This window comes from Limisphaera ngatamarikiensis (assembly GCF_011044775.1).
GTDB classification, from domain to species: Bacteria; Verrucomicrobiota; Verrucomicrobiia; order Limisphaerales; family Limisphaeraceae; genus Limisphaera; species Limisphaera ngatamarikiensis.
Window position 1 is genome coordinate 1 of record NZ_JAAKYA010000051.1, and the last position, 22,312, is coordinate 22,312.

Here is a 22,312-nt window from a genome sequence, read left to right on the forward strand (position 1 = left end):
GCCCCGCCCTCCGCGCCCGGGCCCGCAGCAGCCCCACCCGGCCCCACGGCCGCCTCCCCCTCCGAAGCCGCCGCAGATCCCACGACGGCCGCCACTCCGACCACGACTGCCCGCATGGACATGCCACCCGAACCACTGGCAGCTGCCGGCCACGACGCAGGCCCCCCGCAAACGCCTGCCTCCACCCAACCCCGAACCGCCCAGGTACCCGCCCTCCCCACCGAAGCCAGCCTCAAACTACCCGCCCCGGGCAATGTGAACTTCTCCCGCTACGCCAGCCTCGACGCCCTGGGCGACGGCGAAGCCAAACAACGACTCCGCCAGCTCGAAGACAACCTCCAGGTCGCCAAAAAAGAACTTGAACAGGCCACCGCCACCCTCGAAGGCACCCGCCGCCTCTTCGAGAAGGGCTTCGTCACCAAAACGGACCTCCAACGCGACGAAATCGCCCACGAAAACAGCCGCCTGAAAGTGCAAACCGCCGAAACCGCCCGTGCCCTCTACCTGAAATACGAGTTCCCCCGAACCGCCGAGGAAACCCTCTCCAAATACCTCGACGCCATCCGCGACCTCGACAAGACCCGGCGCCAGGCACTGGCGCGGCTGGCCCAGGCCGAGGCACGATTGCGATCCGCCCAGGCCCAGTACGAAGTCCAGCGCCGTCAACTGGAAGATCTGCAGGGTCAGCTCCGCAAATGCATCATCCGCGCCCAACGCCCGGGCCTGGTCGTCTACGGCAGCGGGCGCGAAGAGTTCTTCCGCGGTGAAGAGGCCATTCGCGAGGGCGCCACGGTGCGCGAACGCCAAACCATCATCACCATCCCGGACATGACCCGCATGGCCGTAAACGTTCGCATCCACGAAACCTACATCCAGAAGGTCCGCAGGGGCCAAAAGGCACGCATCACCGTGGACGCCTTTCCGGACAAGGTCCTCACGGGCGAGGTCTCCCGCGTGGCCGTCCTGCCGGATTCCCAAAACCGGTGGCTCAACCCGGAAATGAAGGTCTACAAGACCACCGTCACCATCGAGGGCGTGCACGACTGGCTCAAACCCGGCATGAGCGCCAAAGTGGAAATCCTGGTGGACCGTCTCGAGGACGTGCTCTGCGTCCCCGTCCAAGCGGTGGTCCCCACCGGCAAAGGCCATGTATGCTACGTCCTCAAAGGGCGCAAAGCCGAGGAACGACCGGTCCAACTCGGCCAGTTCAATGACGAATTCATCGAAATCCGGTCGGGCCTCCGGGAGGGCGACCTTGTCCTGCTCCGCCCGCCTGCCCGTCCGTTGCCGCCGCCCGACGTCACCCCCACGGAAGAATCCGAGGCCCCGGCTTCCGGCGCTCAAACCGCCCGCCAGGCCGCCCCGCACGATTGAGCCGCCCGGTCATGGCAGAACCCATCGTCCAGCTCGAAAAGGTCCACAAACACTACCGCATGGGCGCCGTGGTGGTCGAAGCCCTGCGCGGTGTCAGCTTCACCCTGCAACCCGGTGAATACCTCAGCATCATGGGGCCCTCCGGATGCGGCAAATCCACGCTCTTAAACGTGCTCGGCTGCCTGGACCGCCCAACCTCCGGCCGCTATCTGCTTGGCGGCCGGGACGTGTCCCAACTTGATGACGACGCCCTGTCCGTCATCCGCGGCACCCGGCTCGGCTTTGTTTTCCAATCGTACAACCTCATCCCGCAACTCACCGTCGTGGAGAACATCGAGATCCCTCTCTTCTACCAGGGCTGGCCCGAGGAACTGAGCCGGCAGCAAGCCCGCCAAATGGCCGAGCGGGTCGGCCTGGGCCACCGGCTGAACCATCGGCCCTTCGAACTTTCGGGCGGCCAACAGCAACGGGTCGCCATCGCCCGGGCCCTGGTCAACGACCCGCTGGTCATCCTGGCCGACGAGCCCACCGGCAACCTGGACTCCGTGTCCGGCCGGGAGGTGCTGGACCTGTTCGATCAACTGCATGCCCAGGGTAAAACCTTGATCCTGGTCACCCACGATCCCACCGTGGCCGAGCGCGCCGGCCGCATCCTTCGAATGCGCGACGGCCAGGTGGAATCGGACGAACAACGTCGCCCGGCCCCGCACACCCCATCCATCACCCCGGCAACATGAATCCAACCCCGCCCTCCCAAACCCACCCGCATTCTGAACACGTCGCCCGACCCGGCCGGCCAAGCCAACCCCGGACCGTGGTGCACCCGGATCCTTCCCAGCCAACCCGCATCGCCCCTGCAGGCCGATCGTGAACCCGCAACCCCCATCCATCCCCCGCGCTCAAGCCGCCTGGCAGCGGCTGCGCCGGATCCTGCGTCTCGGCCTGCGCAGCCTCTGGCTGCACCGGTTGCGGTCCCTCCTGACCGTCCTGGGCATCGTGTTCGGCGTCTGCTCCGTCATCGCCATGCTGGCCATTGGCGAGGGCGCCAGTTACGAAGCCCAGCAGCAGATCAAAAACCTCGGCAGCCAGAACATCATCCTGCGAAGCGTCAAACCTCCGGAAGACCGCAAGGTCACCGAACAAGCCAACCAGAGTTTCGTCCTCGAGTATGGACTCAACTACACGGACCTCCGGCGGATCCGCGCGACCATCCCCGGCGTAACCATCGTGGTCCCGGCCCGCGTCATCCGGGAATACGCATGGAACCGCTCCCGAAGGGTGGATTGCGAGGTGGTCGGCACCGTCCCATGGTACCCCGAAATGCGAAACCATCGGGTGGCCGCCGGCCGGTTCTTTACCGACCTGGACATGGAGGCCCGGGCCAGCGTTTGCGTCATCGGCGCCGAACTGGTGCCGCTGCTGTTTCCCTTGGAATCTCCCCTGGGGCGTCAACTCCGGGTCGGCAGCCACGTTTACCGTGTCATCGGGGTCATGGCCCCGCGCACGGAAGTCCGGACCGGAACCCAACCGCCGGCCCCGGGCGAAACGGCCGGCCCCGGCCGAACCGAAACGCCCGCGATTTACATCCCGCTCGAGACGGCGCGGATGCGATACGGAGAAACCCTGATCCGGCGCCGTTCCGGCACCATCGAAGCCGAACGGGTGGCCCTCCACGAGGTCATCGTCCAGGTCCACCGCCTGGAGGAGGTCCGGTCGGTCGCGGAGGCGATCCGCCACCTGCTCGAATACGGCCACGCCAGGAACGATTACGAAATCGTGGTGCCCCTGGAACTGCTGCGCCGCGCCGAGCGCACCAAGCAGGTCTTCAACATCGTCCTGGGTTCCATTGCGGCCATTTCGCTGTTGGTGGGCGGCATCGGCATCATGAACATCATGCTCGCCAGTGTCACGGAACGGACCCGCGAAATCGGCATCCGGCGCGCCCTGGGCGCGCGTCGCCGGGACATTGTCCTGCAGTTCCTGGTGGAAACCGTGCTGTTGAGTGCGTCCGGCGGACTGTTGGGCGTGCTCCTGGGAGCCGCCATCCCGTTTGCCGTGAGCCGGTTGGCCGGCATGGAAACCATCATCACCTGGTGGTCGCCCCTGCTGGCCTTCAGCATTTCCGCCCTGGTGGGGGTCGTGTTCGGGCTCTACCCGGCCCTTCGGGCCGCCCAAATGGATCCTGTGGAGGCCCTTCGGCATGAGTGAGCAGCGCCACCGACCGGATTCGGCGGGACGACGTCCTCGCAGCCACCACCCACGCCCCCTGGCGCGGCAACGACGCCGCATTACATTCCATGGCGCAGCGCATGAGACATGACCCCGCCCCATCCAGGTCGGCCGCGCACGGCCGGGGCGCCGGCTCGAACCCGCCCAACCGGTTCGAACCGTGGCACTACGAGCCGGACCCGGACCTCGTACCGGAAGATCAACCATCGCCCCAGACCCGGTTCGTGCTGGACCGGTCGGTCCGAATCCTCAGCTTCAACGACAGTCCCGACCTCGGCTTCGAGGTCAGCCTCAACCCGTATCGAGGATGCGAACACGGCTGCGCCTACTGTTATGCAAGACCCACCCACGAGTACCTCGGGCTCTCGGCCGGGCTGGATTTCGAATCCGTGATCGTGATCAAGCCCGATGCACCCGAGCTCCTGCGCCGCGAGCTCGCATCCTCCGCGTGGCAACCCCGCCCCATCGCCCTCAGCGGTGTAACCGATTGTTACCAGCCGGTGGAACGCCGCCTGCAACTCACCCGGCAATGCCTGGCCGTCCTGGCGGAGTTTCGCAACCCGGTCTGCGTCGTCACCAAGAACCATCTGGTCACGCGCGACGTGGACCTGCTCGCCCGCCTGGCCGTCCACCGGGCTGCAGCGGTCTGCGTGTCCATCAGCACGCTGGATCCGGACCTGGCCCGGCGGCTGGAACCCCGCGCCTCCCTGCCCGAATTCCGGCTCAAGGCCATCGAGACCCTCGCGCGGGCCGGCATCCCCGTCGGGGTCCTGATGGCCCCGGTAATTCCGGGTCTGACCGATCCCGAAATGTTCCGACTCACTCAGGCCGCGGCCGCCGCCGGCGCACGGTTCGCCTGTTATTCCGTCCTGCGCCTGCCCCACGCGGTCAAGGACCTGTTCCTTGACTGGTTGAACCGGAACGCACCACTCCAGCGGGACAAGGTCATCCACCGATTGCAGGAACTGCGCGAGGGTAAACTGACCGACGCCCGCTTCGGTACCCGCCTGACCGGCACCGGACCCGCCGCCGCCCGGCTGGCCCGGATGTTCGAAGTGGCCTGTCGCCGGGCCGGGTTAACCGAGCCCTTCCCCGCGCTGTCCACGGCGGCCTTCCACGTCCCTGCTGCACCTGACCGCCCCAACCAATTGGAACTGCCCCTCCTTTAGAGGGTCCGGATCCGTCGGATCCGTCGGATCCGTCCGATCCGTCAGATTCACCCCCGGCGTGATTTTCACGCGCCCCGCGTGAAAGTGGCACCGGGACAGGACCTCCAAAAAACTGTTGCCTGTTGGAAATTGAAGCTTTACACGGCCGGGGGAAGTTGGCATTGTTCCTGCCCAAGTTCAGACGAACACAACAAACCGAACGAACCATGAAACAGACGCGTCGCTTCAAACTCACCGCCTTCACGCTCATCGAGCTGCTGGTCGTGATTGCGATCATTGCAATCCTGGCTGGTATGCTTTTGCCGGCGTTGGCCAAGGCCAAGGCCAAGGCTCAACGGATCAACTGCGTCAACAACCTCAAGCAGGTCGGCCTCGCCTTCCGTATCTGGGCCAGCGACAACGGGGACCGCTTCCCCATGCGCGTGCCGAACACCGAAGGTGGTACGGCCAACAACCTTGCCAATAACACGCTCATCTACACGCACTTTGCGGTGCTCTCCAACGAGTTGAGCACGCCCAAAGTGGTCGTGTGCCCGTCGGATGAGCGCAATGCCCGCACGAACTTCCTGGTGCCGCCCGCTCCGATGGCGGACTTCCGGGACAACATGGCCGTGTCTTTCTTCATTGGTCAGGACGCTGACGAAACCATGCCGTCCATGTTCCTGTCCGGGGACCGCAACATTTACGGCCCGCAAACGCAACCCACGTCCAATAACGGTTACGGCAACTCGCCTCAGCCTCCCCAGCCCCCCTCTCCCGGCGCCAGAGTCGCTCTGACGACCAATGCCGCCACGCTGAACAACGTGGGTTGGACGGACAAGATGCACCAGCGGCAGGGCAACATCCTGCTCGCCGATGGCAGCGTGCAGCAGTGGAGCACCAGCAGGCTGCGTGAGGCTGCACGGCAGACGGGTGACGTTTCCAACCCCGGGAACGTGCTGCTGTTCCCATAATCCGCACCGTATCGGTGGTTCTTGGGGGCCGTCCGGCATCCGGACGGCCCTTTTCTTGTTTCCGCCAAACCGCTGGAGGCCCACGGCGCCCACCGTCCGCCCCTGGCAGTACGCCGAGGAAAAAGCACCTCTGCAAAAGGCCGCCCCTGAACACGGCCGCACAATCGGTCCCTGGCGGCAGCCCGACCCGCGGTTGCCTTTTCGCCACCAAGGGACAATACACCAGCTCAACCAACAACACCCGGTGCCGAAACCGCTTTGCCAATCGTGCCACCCGGAAAGACACCGTCCGCGATCCTCACGAAAACGGCCGAACTAATGTCCACCCGTCGTTCCAACCTCGCCCAAGCCATGGCACCCACCCCCGATCAAACATGCTCGTCCCCCAGCTCCGGCACACGAGTCCCGCCCACGTCCCATCCCAAAGGCAGCCGGGATTGTCCTCCACAAGCTCCAGAGACTTCTTGCGCTGGCCAAGCGGCACCCAACCCGCCCGGTCAAACCGTCCGTGAAGCCAACCCCTCTGCACCTTCCAGGGCCTTCTCGCGCGATCCAATGACGTTCCCACCTCCGAAGCCCTCCCTTTGCCACGACCGCCGACTCCAATCGGCCTCGGATCCGCTTATCCCAATGGATTTGTCCCAGCCACGCCCACGGGCTTCGAATCCGCCCGGACCACCTGCGGCCCCGGTTCCTCACCCTCGCCAACCTGCAAAGGTCGGGCACCCGGTGCATCGCGCAGCCCGCTCCACAAGCGCCCGCCGCCCGGCTCCTCCGGGCACCAGACCGCAACCGCATCATCCGACTTGATTCCTCTCGTGAAACACCCGAACACTGCCGGGCCATGACGTCCGAGGAATTGATGCGAATTTTCAGGGAAACCGGCGCCCTGTTGGAAGGACACTTCATCCTGCGCAGCGGCCTGCACAGCAGGCAATATTTCCAGTGCGCCCTGGCCCTCCAACAAATGCCGGTGGTCGAACGACTCGGTGCCGCCCTGGCCGAACCATTACGGCCCCTGGCACCCGCCACCATCATCGCCCCCGCGATGGGCGGATTGGTCATCGGCCAGGAGGTGGCCCGGCAGCTCCGCTGCCGCTTTATCTTCGCTGAAAAGGAGGAGGGCCGTCTGACCCTGCGCCGGGGCTTCCGCATCGCGCCCGGCGAACGCCTGGCCGTGGTCGAGGACGTCGTCACACAGGGCGGGCGGGTCCGCGAAACCATGGACATCGTCCGCAACGCCGGCGGCGTGGTCCTGGCCGTGGCGGTGTTGGTGGACCGATCCAACGGCACGGTGGATTTCGGCGTCCCCTTCTACAGTCTGCTCCGTCTCCAGGTGGAGGCTTTTCCGCCGGACCAACTTCCCCCGGACCTGGCCGCCCTACCGGCTGTCAAACCCGGCAGCCGATAAACCGCCGGAGTCCCTCCGGCCGGACCGGCCAGGTCCGTTGCGATCCCCGGGGCGTATCGCCGGGCCGATCGCCGCAGCCCCACCTTCCCCCGCGCCCGGGCGCGGCCGCATGCCATTGCCAAACCGCCCCTCTCTTCCGCCAATCCACCGCCGCAAAAAATCATTGCCCGACCGCCGCAATCCGGCCACTACAAGGCCCTATGCATTATCTCCTGGCTGCAGGGATCGGACTGGTGAGCGGGCTGGCGAGCGGTCTGTTCGGTGTGGGCGGCGGGATCGTCATGGTACCGGCCATGACGCTGCTACTAAGCCCGCCCATTCGCGACATCAAACAGGCGGTGGGCACCTCCCTGCTGGTCATCATCCCGACGGCCCTGGTCGGCGCCGGCAAACATTGGACGCAGGGTAATGTGGAGTGGCGCACCGCCCTGGCCCTGTTTCCCATGGCCCTCGTGGGAGGTTATCTCGGCGCCTGGCTGACCACGCGGATCCCGGCCGACGACCTGAAACGGCTCTTCGGCGGGTTTCTCATGCTGGTGAGCCTGAAACTCCTGTTGGGGCGCTGACCGGCGGCAGAGGGTCGGAACCGCCATGGAGCCGCCAGTCCGATCCCTGCTTTACGTAGAGCGTCTGCGTCGGGAAGGCAAACTCGATCCCTTCCGCGTCGAACCGCGCCTTGATTTGAAGGTTCAGTTCCTGCATCCCGGCCAGGTAGGCCTTGAAATCGGTCCCCTTCCACCAGTGCACCACAAAAATGTTCAACGACGCGTCGTTGAACTTGTTGAAGCTGATCCAGACATCCTGGGTCATCGGATGGCTGCGATAAATCTCGTTGAGAATGTCAACCGCCCGCTGTACCCGGTGGGCCGGGGTGTCGAATGTGATCCCGATGTTGATCAGCGTCCGGATGTTGGGGCGCATGGTAATGTTGGTGATCGTGGCGTTGGTCAGCGTCTTGTTCGGAACGGTCACCAAATGCCCGTCCAGGTTCCGTATCCGCGTGCTGCGCAAACCGATGGATTCCACCACACCGTCCACCCCATCGAGCACGATGCGGTCCCCGATCTTAAAGGGTTTGTCCAGGAAAATCACAATCGCGCCGATCAGATTCGCCACGGTTTCCTGACCCGCCAGACCGAGCGCCAGGCCGCCCACGGACAAACCGGCCAGGATGGTCTTGATCTCAATCCCCAGGTTGTCCGCCGTCAGCAAAGCCGCGCCCACGATGATGATCACCCGGATCGTCTTGCGGAGGGCCGGAAGCAATGTCTCCCGCAAGATCTTGTCTTCCGTGCCCTCCATCCGGAGCTGCCAGACCCCCAGCCCCAGATCCACCACCTTGATCACCAGATACGTAAGGGAAACCGCCACCAGGCAGACCAAACCGGCGGAAATCCAGCGCCGGACCTCTTCCGGCCAGTTCAACACGGCCAGCCCGATGTGCAGGAAGATCACCAGCGTCACCATCCGGATCGGCCCGTGCAACATCTCGATCAACAGGTCGTCGAACCGCGTGGACGTGCGCTCGGCCCAGCGGCGCAAGCGCGTCGTCAGAACGTAATCCAGGAACCGCGACCCGTAGATCGCCAGGAACAGATAGACCAGCGAGGCCAAATACTGCCAAAGCTGCATCCCGAGGAACTCGACCTGAAGCCACTCCACCTTGTCCAGGCCGAGGGTCACCCAGGCGTTGGTCCCCGCCGTTGTGGACGCAACCCCGGTAACCTCCCGGGACCCCGCCGACCCTGAAGCGGACCCGGCACCGGCAACCCCCGGTTCCGCCGCGCCGGCCCATGCCACAAGGGCGCCAGCGGCCCACACCGCAAGCACACAGCGAAGACTCGTCAACCACCCTTTCTCCAAACGCATGGCGCCGGAAGGTACCGGCCTGCCCAATCCCCAGCAAGCCTGACTGACCCGGGTCTCACCGGTCAGACCCTTCTGCGCCCTCACATGCAGGATGGAACCGGTTTTCATGCTTCCGTGACCGCTCCGCCCACCGTCACATGCCGGATCCGGCCAGGGGCCAACCAGTCCCCGCGGAGGAAACGCAAGCCACCCGTGCACAGCCGGATGCACGCAATGGTGAGCCCTTGAAGATCCGGCCCGCCGTCCGGGCAGGCCCGGCGGGGCCTTCTGCCCGGTCCCCCTCCGCCCTCCTGCAATGACCGGGAACGGTTCCGGGCCCCGGTCAAGCCTCCTCCAGTTGGTTGTCCGCGTGGACGGCGCGGCGGAGTTCATCCAAAAACTCCGGCAGCGCGCTCTCCACACGGTTCCAGTTGGGAATCAGCGGCGACGAGAGTGGATCGTCCTGGTAGGCCCGGCAGGCGGCACGAATGCTGCGCACAAAGGTCGCCACGGCGCTCTCCTCCTCGTGCCGGGCATAATACAGGCCATTGATCGCCGCATCAGCGGCATAAAACCGGAGCGTGTCCTCCGCCTGACGGCTGTACGAAGCCAGCAATGTGTCAAACAGACCGGCATCCAGTTTGATCCCTTCCGCCGCCATCCGATACAGGAGGCTCTTCACAATGTCCACCGCCATCCGGTTCAGTCCCTTCTCCGGATCCCGCGGCGACAATTCCCGGTGTTTGTGGTCGTAATTCTCGCAGAGTTCGGACTGACAGATGGCCCGCGGCGAGCAGTTCCGGTAGACCTCGGCCAGCATTCCGATCTCCAGGGCCCAATCGTGCGGAATGCGCAGCCGCCGTACCAGGTCCACGTCCAGCGACACCTCGCCCGCCAGGGGATAACGGAACGTGTCCAGATACACGAGAAACGGATGCACGCCTAGAATGCTCTTGAGGGCACGCACCAGCGGCGTCATCAACAGGCGCATCACCCGCCCGTTGAGCCGGTCGGTCACCCGCGCGTAATAGCCCTTGCAGAAGTCAAATCCCAGGCTGGGATGAGCCACCGGATAACACAACCGCGCCAATAGCTCGCGGTTGTACGTGAGGATGTCACAGTCGTGCATGGCCACCATGCGAACCCTTTCGCTGGCCAGCACGTAACCAAAGCACATCCACACGTTCCGTCCCTTGCCGCTCGGTCCCGGATACAAATCGTTTTCCTCCAGCTTGCGATACAACGCCGAAAGCCGCGGCCCGTCGTTCCACACAATCACCGGCTTTTGCGGCAGCACCCCAAACACCCGCCGCGCGCGCTGGAAGTCCCGACTCCGGGTGGCCCCGTCCAGGCCCACCACAATCTGCCGCACATACGGGACCTCCCGCAGCTCCCGCACGATCAGCCGCAGCGCCCGCGTGCCCAGCTCGCGCACGTGACACGGCAGCACCAACCCGATCGGTGTCTCCTGCACAAAATCCAAAAGCTCACGCTCCAGCCGGCGGACATCCGGCGTCCCCAGCCGGTGCAGCGTCGCAATGGCACCCGTCTGAAAGAAGTCGGCCATGCGCAGATTCCCCTGTTCGTTCTGGTTGATGTTTCCCTTGCCGCGGTGTCAGACCCGCCAACCAGCCTGCCCCCATCGGAAGCCGGCCTTCCACCGCTGTGGTCCCTTTTCCAAACCGACCGACCCGGCCCCTGCCCGGCCCGCCGCCCGCCCCGCAAATCGCCGCAGCCCAAAGGTCCCGGAATCCGGCCACCTCTCCTCCGACTCGAACCGCCCGGAGCCGCGAGCCCTTGGCCGGCCAATTGATTCCTCTCATACGGTCGTCGTCCGGGTCAAGAATCAATCTCCCGACGGCGCAAAGTTTGCCCCGCCAACGGCAGTGCGGCAGCCCGGTCCGGCAGCACAACCCTCCCAAACCACACTTGGCGACCGGCCGTTTCCTCGGGTAAAACCCCGCCCGCATGTTCGAGCTGTTACAGACCGACACGCAGACGGCCGCCCGCCTGGGACGCCTCACCACCCCACACGGCGTGGTGGAGACGCCCGTGTTCATGCCCGTCGGCACCCAGGCCACCGTCAAGGCACTCGACCCGCGCGAGCTGGAAGAAATGGGCACCCAGATCATCCTGGGCAACACCTACCACCTCTACATTCGCCCGGGTCTGGAAATCCTGCAGGCCGCCGGCGGCCTTCACCGCTTCATGAACTGGCACAAACCGATCCTCACCGACAGCGGCGGGTACCAGGTCTTCAGCCTTGCTCAAATCCGTAAAATCCATCCCCACGGCGTCGAGTTCCGGTCCCACGTGGACGGCGCCCGACTGTTCCTCGGACCCCGCGAGGCCATGGCCATTCAGCGCGTGCTGGGTTCCGACATCGCCATGGTCTTCGACGAATGTCCCCCCTACGACGCCCCGCCCCGCGAACAACGCCTCGCCGTCGAACGTACCCTGCGTTGGGCCCGCGAATGCCGCGAACAGCCCCGGGCCGAAGGTCAGCAGGTCTTCGGCATCGTCCAGGGCGGCACCAACGCCGAGCTCCGCCAGTACTGCGCCCGCGAGCTGGTGGCCATGGACTTCGACGGCTACGCCATCGGCGGCGTCAGCGTGGGCGAACCCGAACCGGAAATGTTCCGCGCCGTGGACATGACCGTCCCCCACCTGCCGGTCGAAAAACCCCGCTACGCCATGGGACTGGGCACCCCCGCCCAGATCGTCGAACTGGTGGCCCGGGGCGTGGACATGTTCGATTGCGTACTGCCCACCCGCGTCGCCCGCAACGGCACCGCCTTCACCCGTCGCGGCGCTTTCCCGCTCAAGGGCGGCGCCTACAAGGCCGATTTCCGCCCCATCGAGGAGGGTTGCGACTGTTTCGCCTGCCGGCACTTCACCCGCGCCTATCTCCGCCACCTCCTCAACGTAAATGAAATCCTCGGCCTGCGCATGGTCAGCGTCCACAACACCCACCTCTACCTCAAACTCATGGCCGACATCCGCGCCGCCATCCGCGCCGGCTGCTTCGAAGAGTTCCGCCGCGAGTTCGTGGCCGGTTACGTCCCCAGCCGGCGCGTCCTATCCGCCCGCGCCGCCGCCGGTCTGGAACGTTGAGCCCCCCTGCCCGACATTCCCAACGGCCCGCGCCCCGAACCACCGTTCAAAGCGACAGCGACCGCGCCGCCTCGTACAGAATCTCCGCGCTGCGCCGCAACGCGGACTTTTCCGACCGATCCAGCGGCGGCACCAGCGTCGTGCGAATGCCGTCCGCGCCCAGCACCCGCGGCAGGGAAAAACACACCGGAGCAAACCCGCTCAAATTCCCGTCAAACCCGCTCAGCGTCAGCACCACCCGTTCATCGTCCCGGATCGCCTTCACAATCCGCGCCAGGCCCGCCCCAATCCCATAATACGAGGCCCGCTTGCCCTCAATGATTCGATAGGCCGCCCGCCGCACACCGTCATCCACCCGGGCTTTCACCTCCGGCGTCAATGCCCGGCCCGTCTGCCGGGCAAACGTCTCCAAAGGAACACCCCCGGCCCGGGCACTTGACCACACCAACACCTCCGAATCGCCATGTTCGCCCAACACGTAGGCGTGAACGGACTGGGGCGCAATCCCGAGATGTTCACCCAGCAACGTGCGAAACCGGGCCGTGTCAAGGATCGTCCCCGAACCCACCACCCGATCCGGCGGCAGCCCCGACAGGCGCAACACAATCTGCGTCATTAAATCCACCGGATTCGACGCCACCACCAGAATCGCCCCGGGTGCATGCGGTCGCAGCCGACCCATCACGTCCTGAAACACCGCAGCATTCCGTTCCAGCAGCTGCAGCCGGGTCTCGCCCGGTTGCTGGTTCACCCCACAGGCAAGCACCACCACGCGCGCACCGGCCAGATCCGCATAATCCCCGGCCATCACTCGCACCGGCGAACCGAACGGCACAGCATGCAGAATGTCCTCAGCCTGGGCCCGGGCCAGCTCGGGCCGCGCGTCCACCAGCACCAGCTCGCTGGCGACGCCCCGCAACACAATCGCGTAGGCGGCACTGCTCCCAACAAAACCGGTGCCGATGATGCCAACCTTCATGCCGGATGCACCTGAAAGATCTTTCAGGGAAAGGACACGGCCGCCTGTTCAGGCCCCGATCTGCGCCTTGATGGCGGTCGCGATCCGGGTCCCCCAGTGCTCCAGCAACGCCGGGTCAGGCCCTTCCAACAACAGCCGTGCCTTGGGTTCGGTCCCGGAATACCGCAACAGCAGCCGGCCGCCCTGTTCCCGCAATGCAGCCTCCGCCCGGGCCGTCAGTTCGCACACTTCCCGGAGTTCCTCAAACGGCGGTTTGGCGCGCACCTTGATGTTGAACTGCCGCTGTGGAAAACGTTCCCAGCAGCGGGTCAACTCGCTCAACGGCTTGCCGGTGGTGCGCATGATCCGGAGCACCTGCAGGGCCGCCACCAGGCCGTCGCCCGTGGTCGTGTGGTCGCGGAAAATCAGGTGGCCGCTCTGTTCGCCCCCCAGGTTGTACCCGTTCTTCATCATCTCATCGATCACGTACTTGTCGCCCACCTGGGTGCGGATCACCCGTCCCCCCGCCGCCTCAATGGCGCGCTCCAGGCCCGCATTACTCATCACCGTGGTTACCAGGGTGCGCTCGGCCAGGGTCCCGTGCGCCAGCATCTCCAGCGCGGCAATGGCCATGATGTCGTCCCCGTCGACCAATTGCCCCTTCTCGTCGCACATCAGCACCCGGTCGGCATCGCCATCATGGGCGATCCCCACATCCGCCCGGTACTCCAGCACCAGCCGGCAGAGATGCTCCGGATGCATGGAACCGCAGTCGCGGTTGATGTTCGTGCCGTCCGGCTGGTTCCCAAACACCAGCACCTCCGCCCCCAGCTCCCGCAACACGCAGGGGGTGGACTTGTAGGCCGCGCCATGCGCGCAATCCACGACGATCCGGTACCCCTCCAACGTCAGGTGACGCGGGAAGCTGGCCTTGGCAAACTCGATGTAACGACCGAGCGCATCGTCAATCCGCACCGCCTTTCCAATGTGCTCGGCGCTGGGCCGGATGTTTTCAATCTCGCCGCTGAACACCAGCCGTTCAATCTCGGCCTCCACGGCGTCGTCCAGCTTGTAGCCGTCTGCCCGGAAAAACTTGATCCCGTTGTCCGTATATGGATTGTGCGACGCGGTGATGACAATGCCGGCATCGGCACGCAAACTCCGTGTCACGTAGGCAACCCCCGGGGTGGGCAGCGGCCCGATGAACAACACATCCACGCCCATCGAGAGAATCCCGGCTGACAGGGCATTTTCCAGCATGTAGCCCGACAGACGGGTGTCCTTGCCGATCACGATCTTGTGCCGCCCTCGTCCGCGCGGTTGCGCCTCCAGGTGTTTGAACACATGCGCCGCAGCCCGGCCCAGCTTCAACGCCGTCTCCGCCGTCACCGGCTCCAGGTTGGCCGTCCCACGGACGCCGTCCGTCCCGAAAATACGATTCTTTCCGCTCATGGCTTTTGGATTCAATCCGGCGGACTCCAGAGTCGGATGCGCGGAGGTTGCACCCGCACCACCACAATCCCCTCCGGGGCCTCCACCTCCACCGGCAGGAGCTGGCCCGACGCCCGCAATTCCGGATCCTCCCGAACCACCACCCGCAGGTCGTCCGCAACCAGACTCTCCACCAGCTCCCTCGGCCCGCGCACGGTCACCTCCACCGTTTCCGGATCCGCACGAAACCCCTGACGTTCCCCGGCCCGAACCAGCACCCACACCGGCACACCCGTCAGCGTCCGGGTGCGGCCGAAGCCAGCCCCTGCACTGCCGCCCTGTATCATGTCGTGCACGGTGGTCCAAATCAACACCGCCAGCGCCAGGGCAAACAGCTTCAGCCCCCAGTTCTCCGTCAGCCAATGCAAGGAAATCCGCCCCATCAACCCGATTGCGTCGGACCCGAAACCGTGGATTGCCGGCTCAACACCGCCGGGGCCGGCCGCGGCCGTTCAAACCGCTGCCGCAACCAGGCAACCCACCCACGGGCGCGCACCGGCCGGATCAGCGTCGCCGTGAGGAAATCCCGCAACGCCTCAACCGTCACCCCGCGCACCAACTGACCCCGGTAGGCATAGGAAATGGCGCCCGTCTCCTCGGATACCACCACCACCACCGCATCCGTCTCCTCACTGAGACCCAGCGCCGCCCGATGCCGCGTGCCCAGCGTCGGATCCAGATCCTGCCGCCGCGACAGCGGAAAAATACACGCCGCATGCGAGATCCGGTCCCCCTTGATTAAAACCCCGCCGTCGTGGATCGCATTGTTCGGAAAAAAAATGCACTCCAGCATCTCCGGCGTGGCCTCGCAGTCCACGGGAATGCCCGATTCCACCACGTCCTCCAGCCGGATGGACTGCTCAATGGCGATCAGCCCGCCGATTCTGCACTCGGACAACCGTTCGCACGCCCTGACGATCACTTCGATGATCTCACGCTGCTCCTGCGGCGTGGCAAATAGCGGCAACTTCCCCACCTCCGCCAGCATCCGCCGCAACTCGGGCTGAAAAATCACCAGGACCGCCACGGCCATGAACGCGGAAAACGTCCCCAACAACCACCGCAACACCTGCAGGTCCAACACGTAAATAATCAGCCCGAGCGTCAGCAGACTGAGAATGAACCCCAACACCACCGGCCAGCCCCGCGTCCCGCGCACAAACCGCAGCGCCTGGTAGATCACCAGCGTCAAAATGGCGATCTCCAGGGCCGGTCGTCCCAGCGCCTTCAAAGCTGACAGGTCCCACACGTTCATGCCTTCAACACCGCTTCGATCACCCGCACCGCCTGCACCGTTTCGGCCACATCGTGCACGCGCAGGATGGACACCCCCTGCGTCACCGCCCACACCGCACACGCCAGCGACCCCGGCAGCCGCCCGGTCACGGGCGCACCCGTCAACAACCCGAGAAACGATTTGCGCGAGACGCCCAACAGCAGGGGCCGTCCCCACCTTCTAAAAGTCGCCAACGCCCGAAGCAATTGCAAATTGTGCTCGCAGGTCTTCCCAAACCCGATGCCCACATCCAACACCACCTGCTCCCTCCGCACCCCGCACGCCCCCAACCGCACAAGCCGCTCCCCGAAAAACTCCGATACCTCCGCCACCACGTCCCGATAAAACGGCCTCTCCTGCATGGTCCGGGGTGTGCCCTGCATGTGCATGCATACGTAACCCGCTCCGGCCTCCGCCACCACCCGCCACATGGCCGGGTCCGACCGATTCGCCGCCACGTCGTTCACAATGCTCGCCCCGGCCGAAAGCGCCTCCGCCGCCACCTCGGGTTTCACCGTGTCCACCGAGATCGCCACCTCCACCTGACGCGCCAAGGACCGGATCACCGGCAGCACCCGACGGAGTTCCTCCTCCAGCGGAACCGGTTCGGCCCCCGGTCGCGTGGATTCCCCGCCCACGTCCAGGATGTCCGCCCCCTGCGCCACCAGCTCCAGCCCATGCGCCACCGCCCGTTCCGGGTCGAAGTACCGTCCCCCGTCCGCAAACGAATCCGGCGTGACGTTCACAATCCCCATCACCAGCGTGCGGCCGGGCAACTCCCACTGATGCGACCCGGCCCGCCACACCATCACCGGCCCCTCACGCGTCAACCCGCCCGCCACTCCGGTCATCCTCCCACTCTCCCCGTCACACCCGGCATGCGCCTCCGCCGGAGCAACGCCGCTCAATAGCCGCTGCCGCTCCGACCCCGCTGGATCAGCTCAATTTCGTAACCCTCGGGCGCGTCAATGAAGGCGAAACCACTGCCGTCCTCCCGAATGTGCGGCGGCTCGGAGTAATCCAGCCCGAACTTCTTCAGATGCTCCCGAAACGCCTCCAAACTGTCCACCTCGAACGCCAGATGCGTCAAATCAGGTTGAACCTGCACCGGACCACTGCCCGGATAATAGCAAATCTCAATCAACTCCTCGCTCTCCGGCGCCTTCAAGAACACCAGCTCGGAACCGCGGGGCGATTTGTGCCTCCGCACCTCCTCCAACCCGAGAACCTCCCGGTAGAACCGGACCGTCTTCTCCAGGTCATTCACCCGATACCGCGTGTGCAACAGCTTTCGTACCTTTGCCATGCCCGCAGCATACGGCCTCAGTCGGGCCGACGCTACAATCTTCCACCGCCGCCCTTCCCCCAGCCGTTTCCCCCGGACCGCCCGGGCGGCCCGTCGTGAAGGCGGGCCCTCCCTCCGCAGCACCGGGGGGCACCTCTGAGAGAACCGGCCCCGGCGATCCCGCAGTTGTTCCTGTTCCTCGCCCCTCCGCCCCGGCCCGCAGAGGTGTCCACCGAGCCATGCGCGAATTGGCGTTTACAGGGGGGCGACACCGAATAGCATGGAACCTCGAACGGATTCTGCGCTTATGAAGAAAATCGAGGCCATCATCAAGCCTTTCAAACTGGAGGACGTCAAGGAGGCCCTGTCCGTGCTGGGGGTGCAGGGCATGACCGTAACCGAGGTCAAGGGCTTCGGCCGGCAAAAAGGCCACACCGAAATCTACCGCGGCAGCGAGTACACCGTGGATTTTCTGCCCAAGATCAAGGTGGAAGTCGTCCTGCCGGACAACCTCGTTCAACCCGCCGTGGAGGCCATCGTCAAGGCCGCACGCACCGGCAAGATCGGTGACGGCAAGGTGTTTGTCCTGCCCGTGGAAACAGCCGTGCGCATCCGAACCGAGGAGACCGGCGACGCGGCGGTGTGATCTTACGGGGTACATCGCAAGCTCGCCACTCCGCCCGCGGGCCATCCGAAAGGTTGAAGGAACACCACCGCCGCAATCCCTCGGCACGGCGCCCTGCCCCCACGGGAATCCCATCGGGCCCTCGCGCCGGTCGCCGCCCCGGACAGGTCCCATGCAGCCGTTGACCCATCGCCACACCTTGCGGGTCCGGTATTCGGAAACGGACCAGATGGGTACCTTCTACCACGCCCGGGCGCTGGACTGGTTCGAATGCACCCGGTCCGAATTCATCCGGACCCGGCTCGGCCTGTCTTACGCAGAAGTGGAAGCCAGGGGCGTCTTCCTCCCGGTGGTGGAGGCCTACCTGCACCTGGTGGGCCGCGCGCGGTACGACGATCTCCTCACCATCCAAGCCACACTCCATCGCCACGGTCGGGCCCGGCTCCGGTTTGACATGGAAGTCCGACAGGCGGATTCAGGTCACCTGGTGGTGACGGGCTATACCGTCCACGCCTTCGTCGACGCACAAGGCAGGGCCATTCGGCCCCCGTCCTGGTTCCTTGCCCTGTTGGAACAGCCCCTGCCAGCCCCCACACCCTCGGACCTGACACGGGTCACAGGGCCCGAACAGTCCCGGCCCGGGTCCAACTGCGACCAACTCCCCGGAGAAGGCTAAACCCGCCCCACCAGCCCTAAAACGTCGCTCTCGGGAGAAATCCGCCCATCGCCGTCTTCCACGGAGTCCACCCAACACTCAGCAACTCAAACTGCCCCTTTGACTTGCGAGTCGGCAGAAAATGAAGCATGGTGAGCATGCCGGACGAAGTGGATCCGGATCCCACGCGGGACCGGGCCCTGAACAACAAACCTGAACATAACAGCGGAATCAGCAGGAGGAGCTTATGGAAACGCATTTTGCCAACCTGGAGGGAGCCCGTGCGGCACTGGCCAAGGAACGCGTCGTGGAAGACTTGCGGCAACTGGCTCGCGACGCCGAGGCCCTGCTTCAAGCCACGGCTCATGACGTCTCGGACAAGGCCCGCGAGGCCCGGGAACGGCTTGCCCAGGCACTGGAGCGGGCCAAGGCCACCTGCGCCGAATTGGAAGAGGGCATGGTGGTTCGGGCCAGGGAGGCCGCCCGCAAGGCGGACAGCGTCATCCGCCAGCATCCCTACGAGTCCATTGGCCTGTCGTTTGCCGTGGGGTTGCTCATCGGGGTCCTCCTGGGGCGCAGGTAAAGCGGCATGACGGAAGCTCCACCGCACCAAGAGGGCTGGCGCCTGCGCCTCCGGCGCATGGCGGCCGCCCTCACGGGACTTCTGCGCAATCGGCTGGAGCTGTTCGCCCTGGAATGGGAGGAAGAAAAAGAACGGCTCCTGCGGTTTGCCGTCCGGTTGACCTGTTTTTTGCTCGTGGGCTCGGTGGGCCTTTTGCTCCTGTTGGGCGTTGCGGCGTGGGTGGTGCATCGGGTCCTGGGCATCTGGGGGTTGCTGGCGCTGGGTGTTGCCTGTCTGGGTGTGGCGTTTTGGGGCCTCCGGAGTCTGATCCGTGAGGTGCGCGCGGGGCCGCGACCCTTTGCCCAAACCGTGGCCGAGTTCAGGAAGGACAGTGCATGGCTGAGCGGAAACCATCCGACCAGGACCGGCAGCGAATAAAGCAATTGCTCGTCGCAGAAGCCGAGTTGCACCGCGCCGTGCTCAGCACCGAATGGGCAGGGGTGCGGAGCGCGTGGGACGGGCTCGCTTCGGTCAACGCCGCCCACCGATGGCTCGACCGGTTGCGCAGCAGGCCCACGGCTTGGGCCGCCGCCAGCGCCCTGGCCGGCTGGTGGCTTGTTCGGGGACGACGTTCCCGGGTGGCCTGGTTACCCGCACTGTACGGGCTCTGGCGCTGGTGGCGCCGTCATGCCGCGCCACTTCTAAGACAAAACGCCCATAAATCGTAACGCCCGCAAACCATCAGCCGGGATTTGGAAGAAACCCGCCCACTCGGACGCCGGCCCTGCTCGTTGCAGACCGGCCCGCTTCGACTTTGCCACGCCCTCACGACCCAGACGCCCGTTTGCAACCATTCTCCGGGCCGGAGTCGGATGGTGCCGAACCCGGCATTGACCCTTTCGGACCGGGTCTCGTAAGTTCCCGCGCATGATCAAACCGGTAACGATCCCTGCCCGGCTCTTCCGGGAAAACCGGGACCGGCTCCGACAGCTTCTGCCGCCCCGTTCCCTGGTCGTCCTCAATGCCAACGATGTCATGCCCGCCAATGCGGATGGCACCCTGGGCTTCATCCAAAACGCCGACCTTTTCTACCTCACCGGTATCCTGCAGGAACAAACCATCCTGGTGTTGGCCCCGGACGCAAGCGACCCCGCCCACCGGGAAATCCTTTTCCTTCGACGCCCCGACGAACAAACGCTGATCTGGGAAGGCCCCAAGCTCTCCCGGGAAGAGGCCCGCAAAATCTCCGGCATCGAACAGGTCCGCTGGCTGGATGAGTTCCCGGTGGTCTTTCGCCAGCTCATGTGCGAGATGGAGTTGGTCTACCTCAACAGCAACGAGCATTACCGCGCCATGCCCGAGGTGGAAACCCGGGACGCCCGCTTCATCCGCGAATGCCAGCGCCAGTACCCCCTCCACCAATACCGTCGGCTCGCGCCCCTGATGCACCAGTTGCGCACCGTCAAATCCCCCATCGAAGTGGACCTCATCCACCATGCCTGTCAGTTGACCGGGCGCGCATTTCGCAAGGTGCTGCGCCGGATCCGGCCGGGCATCAACGAGGCCGAAGTCGAGGCCGAGTTCGCCCGCGAGTTCATCCGCCAGCGCGCCCGATTTGCCTATCCGCCCATCATTGCCTCCGGTCCCAACTCCTGCGTGCTGCACTACACCCGGAACGACCGCACCTGCCGCAGCGGTGAGGTCCTGCTCCTGGACGTCGCCGCCAGCTACGGCAGCTACAACGCCGACATGACCCGCACGGTACCGGTCAACGGCCGGTTCAGCCGCCGTCAACGCCAGGTCTACGACGCCGTCCTGCGCGTCTTCCGCCAAATGACCCGCGCCCTGCTCCCCGGGAAAACATTGGCCGACCTCCGCAAGGAAGCCGAAGCCCTCATTGCCGAAGAATGCCGTTCGCTGGGCTTGTTGCCCAAACGCAGCCGTCAAACCGGGGGCGATTCACCACCGGTCCGGCGTTACTTCATGCATGGGGTCTCGCACCCCATCGGCCTGGACGTCCACGACGTGCTCCATCCCGGCCAGCCCATCGCCGCAGGCTGGGTCCTGACCTGCGAACCCGCCATCTACATCCGTGAGGAAGGCCTGGGCATCCGACTCGAAAACACCTTCTTGATCACCGACCAGGGGCCGGTCGACCTGATGGGCGATATCCCCATTGAACCGGACGAAATCGAGGAACTCATGCGCCGGTAGAACCACCGCTGCCCAACGGACACAAACACCCGCCCCAATTCGAACCGGCCGGCACCGGCTCACAATTTCCCCGGGCCGGCGCAACCGGCCCCGCCGCTCCAATGACCCACATCTCCCACCCTGCGGATCCGGAAGTCACGACCGCGGCGCTGCGCCCGCCAGGCTCAAGGTCAACTCGATCTCGTCCGCCACCTTGTCCTGCGGTGCACCAGGGTTGATCCCGAAATCGCTCCGCCGAATCACGAATCGCGACCGGATCACCAGAAGATCGCCCTGCATTTGACCATTGGTCCGGTCGGCCAGCTTGCCCTTCAGATAGGTCAAACGCACGGGAACCACCATCTCCCGAGTCACATCCCGAATGGTCAACCGACCCCGCACCCTGGCCGTCACCTCCGACCCCTCCCGTGTCACATCCTCCAAACCGACAGCTTCAAACACAATCTCGGGAAACCGCTTCACGTCCATCCACTGAGGCCCGTGCAAGTGCTGTTTCATGAGCGGATTCGGCACGTGCAGGGATTCGGCCGTCACCACCAACCGGCCCCGGGTGGCAGCCGGGTTCTCAGGATCAAACGTCACCTTCCCTGAAATCCCCGTCGCACTGCCGCTGATGGATTCCAGCGGCGCATCCAGGTGGAATACCACGTTGTTGACCCCTTTGGGATCCTGAAAATCGAACTCCTGCGGGCCCGCCCACACAGCCGCGGAAGCACCCAACCACAACCCCAACACCCATACCAATGCACTCGTTTTCATAACTCCTCTGCTGATCGTTCGTGGATTTTATTGGAAGACGCCATCTCGGCGTCCTTTCGAAACAGACACGATACTCCGGCAACCAAACCGGCCGCTCCCAGCACGGCTGCCAGGAAGTCCACCCCCGGCACAAACCGCCGCTCATACCGGATGGCTTCGAGGCCCGTCACCTCGTCCTGCGTGCGCACCGCCACGCTGGTCCGGGTCCATCCCCGGTGCGCCCCTCCCGCCAGCCAGAAGGCCACTCCGGCCAGCGCCACGACCAGGGCCACCAGGCGAAACACACGACGCCAGCTCCATCGGAGCATCATGCGGGCGCATCGTTAGCATAAGAGCCAGCCGGCGCAAGGGGATGCGGCAGCTTTTCCAACCGGACGCCCCTGACGCGA

General features: G+C 65.1%; 23 protein-coding genes. 13 read left to right on the forward strand and 10 right to left on the reverse strand.

From position 1 onward, the window contains the following. Positions 1-120: 120 nt before the first annotated feature. From G4L39_RS07210 to G4L39_RS07240, 7 genes are all read left to right on the forward strand, one after another. On the forward strand, positions 121-1,374 hold the full coding sequence (locus G4L39_RS07210; protein WP_205880850.1) for an efflux RND transporter periplasmic adaptor subunit: 1,254 nt from the start codon (positions 121-123) through the stop codon (positions 1,372-1,374). A gap of 11 nt (positions 1,375-1,385) precedes the next feature. Next, complete coding sequence (locus G4L39_RS07215) at positions 1,386-2,111, forward strand: ABC transporter ATP-binding protein (protein ID WP_165107058.1); 726 nt, start codon at positions 1,386-1,388, stop codon at positions 2,109-2,111. 130 nt (positions 2,112-2,241) lie between these two features. After that, a complete protein-coding gene (locus G4L39_RS07220; RefSeq protein WP_343203316.1) occupies positions 2,242-3,582 on the forward strand; it encodes an ABC transporter permease in 1,341 nt (446 codons plus the stop codon). Then, positions 3,579-4,772, forward strand: a complete 1,194-nt coding sequence (locus tag G4L39_RS07225) for a PA0069 family radical SAM protein (RefSeq protein ID WP_343203317.1) — start codon at positions 3,579-3,581, stop codon at positions 4,770-4,772. The genes G4L39_RS07220 and G4L39_RS07225 overlap by 4 nt, the downstream gene beginning before the upstream one ends. 206 nt (positions 4,773-4,978) lie before the next feature. Then, positions 4,979-5,725, forward strand: a complete 747-nt coding sequence (locus G4L39_RS07230; RefSeq protein ID WP_165107060.1) for a type II secretion system protein — start codon at positions 4,979-4,981, stop codon at positions 5,723-5,725. An 844-nt stretch (positions 5,726-6,569) separates the two neighbouring features. Beyond that, positions 6,570-7,136 (forward strand): orotate phosphoribosyltransferase, encoded by a 567-nt coding sequence (pyrE, locus tag G4L39_RS07235; RefSeq protein WP_165107061.1) that lies wholly within the window; start codon positions 6,570-6,572, stop codon positions 7,134-7,136. 200 nt (positions 7,137-7,336) lie between these two features. Further along, on the forward strand, positions 7,337-7,702 hold the full coding sequence (locus G4L39_RS07240; RefSeq protein ID WP_165107063.1) for a sulfite exporter TauE/SafE family protein: 366 nt from the start codon (positions 7,337-7,339) through the stop codon (positions 7,700-7,702). Here the strand turns inward: G4L39_RS07240 and G4L39_RS07245 are convergent. Next, on the reverse strand, positions 7,665-9,113 hold the full coding sequence (locus G4L39_RS07245; protein ID WP_165107064.1) for a mechanosensitive ion channel family protein: 1,449 nt from the start codon (positions 9,111-9,113) through the stop codon (positions 7,665-7,667). The two genes, G4L39_RS07240 and G4L39_RS07245, sit on opposite strands and share 38 nt — an antisense overlap. A gap of 214 nt (positions 9,114-9,327) precedes the next feature. Further along, positions 9,328-10,551 carry a glycosyltransferase family protein gene (locus G4L39_RS07250; protein WP_165107066.1) on the reverse strand — a complete coding sequence of 408 codons (1,224 nt, stop codon included), beginning with the start codon at positions 10,549-10,551 and terminating at the stop codon, positions 9,328-9,330. Positions 10,552-10,952: 401 nt separating this feature from the next. Between G4L39_RS07250 and tgt the strand changes: the two genes are divergently transcribed. After that, positions 10,953-12,098 carry a tRNA guanosine(34) transglycosylase Tgt gene (gene tgt, locus G4L39_RS07255; protein ID WP_165107067.1) on the forward strand — a complete coding sequence of 382 codons (1,146 nt, stop codon included), beginning with the start codon at positions 10,953-10,955 and terminating at the stop codon, positions 12,096-12,098. Between the two features lie 46 nt (positions 12,099-12,144). Here tgt and G4L39_RS07260 read toward each other — a convergent pair whose 3' ends face one another. The 6 genes from G4L39_RS07260 to G4L39_RS07285 form a co-directional block, all read right to left on the reverse strand. Next, on the reverse strand, positions 12,145-13,077 hold the full coding sequence (locus tag G4L39_RS07260) for an L-lactate dehydrogenase (RefSeq protein ID WP_165107069.1): 933 nt from the start codon (positions 13,075-13,077) through the stop codon (positions 12,145-12,147). 48 nt (positions 13,078-13,125) lie between these two features. Continuing rightward, entirely contained in the window at positions 13,126-14,508 is a 1,383-nt protein-coding gene (glmM, locus tag G4L39_RS07265) for a phosphoglucosamine mutase (RefSeq protein WP_165107071.1), read from the reverse strand. Between the two features lie 11 nt (positions 14,509-14,519). Then, positions 14,520-14,930 (reverse strand): YbbR-like domain-containing protein, encoded by a 411-nt coding sequence (locus G4L39_RS07270; protein ID WP_165107072.1) that lies wholly within the window; start codon positions 14,928-14,930, stop codon positions 14,520-14,522. After that, a complete protein-coding gene (gene cdaA, locus G4L39_RS07275) occupies positions 14,930-15,802 on the reverse strand; it encodes a diadenylate cyclase CdaA (protein ID WP_165107074.1) in 873 nt (290 codons plus the stop codon). The genes G4L39_RS07270 and cdaA overlap by 1 nt, the downstream gene beginning before the upstream one ends. Continuing rightward, positions 15,799-16,632 carry a dihydropteroate synthase gene (gene folP / locus G4L39_RS07280; RefSeq protein WP_165107113.1) on the reverse strand — a complete coding sequence of 278 codons (834 nt, stop codon included), beginning with the start codon at positions 16,630-16,632 and terminating at the stop codon, positions 15,799-15,801. The genes cdaA and folP overlap by 4 nt, the downstream gene beginning before the upstream one ends. A gap of 95 nt (positions 16,633-16,727) precedes the next feature. Continuing rightward, positions 16,728-17,129 carry a VOC family protein gene (locus G4L39_RS07285; protein WP_165107075.1) on the reverse strand — a complete coding sequence of 134 codons (402 nt, stop codon included), beginning with the start codon at positions 17,127-17,129 and terminating at the stop codon, positions 16,728-16,730. Positions 17,130-17,415: 286 nt separating this feature from the next. On the opposite strand from G4L39_RS07285, the gene G4L39_RS07290 reads away from it, so the two are divergent. From G4L39_RS07290 to G4L39_RS07310, 5 genes are all read left to right on the forward strand, one after another. After that, a complete protein-coding gene (locus G4L39_RS07290) occupies positions 17,416-17,754 on the forward strand; it encodes a P-II family nitrogen regulator (protein WP_165107077.1) in 339 nt (112 codons plus the stop codon). 151 nt (positions 17,755-17,905) lie between these two features. Beyond that, a complete protein-coding gene (locus tag G4L39_RS07295) occupies positions 17,906-18,409 on the forward strand; it encodes an acyl-CoA thioesterase (RefSeq protein ID WP_165107079.1) in 504 nt (167 codons plus the stop codon). A gap of 226 nt (positions 18,410-18,635) precedes the next feature. Continuing rightward, positions 18,636-18,971 (forward strand): ElaB/YgaM/YqjD family protein, encoded by a 336-nt coding sequence (locus tag G4L39_RS07300; protein ID WP_165107081.1) that lies wholly within the window; start codon positions 18,636-18,638, stop codon positions 18,969-18,971. Positions 18,972-18,977: 6 nt separating this feature from the next. Continuing rightward, positions 18,978-19,388, forward strand: coding sequence for a phage holin family protein (locus G4L39_RS07305; protein WP_165107082.1), 411 nt, complete (start codon positions 18,978-18,980; stop codon positions 19,386-19,388). A 489-nt stretch (positions 19,389-19,877) separates the two neighbouring features. Next, complete coding sequence (locus G4L39_RS07310) at positions 19,878-21,164, forward strand: aminopeptidase P family protein (protein WP_205880851.1); 1,287 nt, start codon at positions 19,878-19,880, stop codon at positions 21,162-21,164. Positions 21,165-21,299: 135 nt separating this feature from the next. Here the strand turns inward: G4L39_RS07310 and G4L39_RS07315 are convergent, their stop codons facing one another. Both G4L39_RS07315 and G4L39_RS07320 read right to left on the reverse strand, forming a co-directional pair. Beyond that, on the reverse strand, positions 21,300-21,923 hold the full coding sequence (locus G4L39_RS07315; protein WP_165107084.1) for a YceI family protein: 624 nt from the start codon (positions 21,921-21,923) through the stop codon (positions 21,300-21,302). Then, positions 21,920-22,234, reverse strand: a complete 315-nt coding sequence (locus G4L39_RS07320; RefSeq protein WP_165107086.1) for a hypothetical protein — start codon at positions 22,232-22,234, stop codon at positions 21,920-21,922. Before G4L39_RS07320 ends, G4L39_RS07315 begins: the two co-directional genes overlap by 4 nt. Between the last annotated feature and the right edge of the window lie 78 nt (positions 22,235-22,312).

Bases quoted from the DNA above. Each gene is read 5' to 3' on its own strand.
- G4L39_RS07210 (WP_205880850.1), top strand. From the start codon at position 121: ATGCCACCCGAACCACTGGCAGCTGCCGGCCACGACGCAGGCCCCCCG.
- G4L39_RS07215 (WP_165107058.1), top strand. From the start codon at position 1,386: ATGGCAGAACCCATCGTCCAGCTCGAAAAGGTCCACAAACACTACCGC.
- G4L39_RS07230 (WP_165107060.1), top strand. From the start codon at position 4,979: ATGAAACAGACGCGTCGCTTCAAACTCACCGCCTTCACGCTCATCGAG.
- pyrE (WP_165107061.1), top strand. From the start codon at position 6,570: ATGACGTCCGAGGAATTGATGCGAATTTTCAGGGAAACCGGCGCCCTG.
- G4L39_RS07240 (WP_165107063.1), top strand. From the start codon at position 7,337: ATGCATTATCTCCTGGCTGCAGGGATCGGACTGGTGAGCGGGCTGGCG.
- G4L39_RS07245 (WP_165107064.1), bottom strand. From the start codon at position 9,113: ATGAAAACCGGTTCCATCCTGCATGTGAGGGCGCAGAAGGGTCTGACC.
- G4L39_RS07250 (WP_165107066.1), bottom strand. From the start codon at position 10,551: ATGGCCGACTTCTTTCAGACGGGTGCCATTGCGACGCTGCACCGGCTG.
- tgt (WP_165107067.1), top strand. From the start codon at position 10,953: ATGTTCGAGCTGTTACAGACCGACACGCAGACGGCCGCCCGCCTGGGA.
- G4L39_RS07260 (WP_165107069.1), bottom strand. From the start codon at position 13,077: ATGAAGGTTGGCATCATCGGCACCGGTTTTGTTGGGAGCAGTGCCGCC.
- glmM (WP_165107071.1), bottom strand. From the start codon at position 14,508: ATGAGCGGAAAGAATCGTATTTTCGGGACGGACGGCGTCCGTGGGACG.
- G4L39_RS07270 (WP_165107072.1), bottom strand. From the start codon at position 14,930: ATGGGGCGGATTTCCTTGCATTGGCTGACGGAGAACTGGGGGCTGAAG.
- cdaA (WP_165107074.1), bottom strand. From the start codon at position 15,802: ATGAACGTGTGGGACCTGTCAGCTTTGAAGGCGCTGGGACGACCGGCC.
- folP (WP_165107113.1), bottom strand. From the start codon at position 16,632: ATGGTGTGGCGGGCCGGGTCGCATCAGTGGGAGTTGCCCGGCCGCACG.
- G4L39_RS07285 (WP_165107075.1), bottom strand. From the start codon at position 17,129: ATGGCAAAGGTACGAAAGCTGTTGCACACGCGGTATCGGGTGAATGAC.
- G4L39_RS07290 (WP_165107077.1), top strand. From the start codon at position 17,416: ATGAAGAAAATCGAGGCCATCATCAAGCCTTTCAAACTGGAGGACGTC.
- G4L39_RS07295 (WP_165107079.1), top strand. From the start codon at position 17,906: ATGCAGCCGTTGACCCATCGCCACACCTTGCGGGTCCGGTATTCGGAA.
- G4L39_RS07300 (WP_165107081.1), top strand. From the start codon at position 18,636: ATGGAAACGCATTTTGCCAACCTGGAGGGAGCCCGTGCGGCACTGGCC.
- G4L39_RS07305 (WP_165107082.1), top strand. From the start codon at position 18,978: ATGACGGAAGCTCCACCGCACCAAGAGGGCTGGCGCCTGCGCCTCCGG.
- G4L39_RS07310 (WP_205880851.1), top strand. From the start codon at position 19,878: ATGATCAAACCGGTAACGATCCCTGCCCGGCTCTTCCGGGAAAACCGG.
- G4L39_RS07315 (WP_165107084.1), bottom strand. From the start codon at position 21,923: ATGAAAACGAGTGCATTGGTATGGGTGTTGGGGTTGTGGTTGGGTGCT.
- G4L39_RS07320 (WP_165107086.1), bottom strand. From the start codon at position 22,234: ATGATGCTCCGATGGAGCTGGCGTCGTGTGTTTCGCCTGGTGGCCCTG.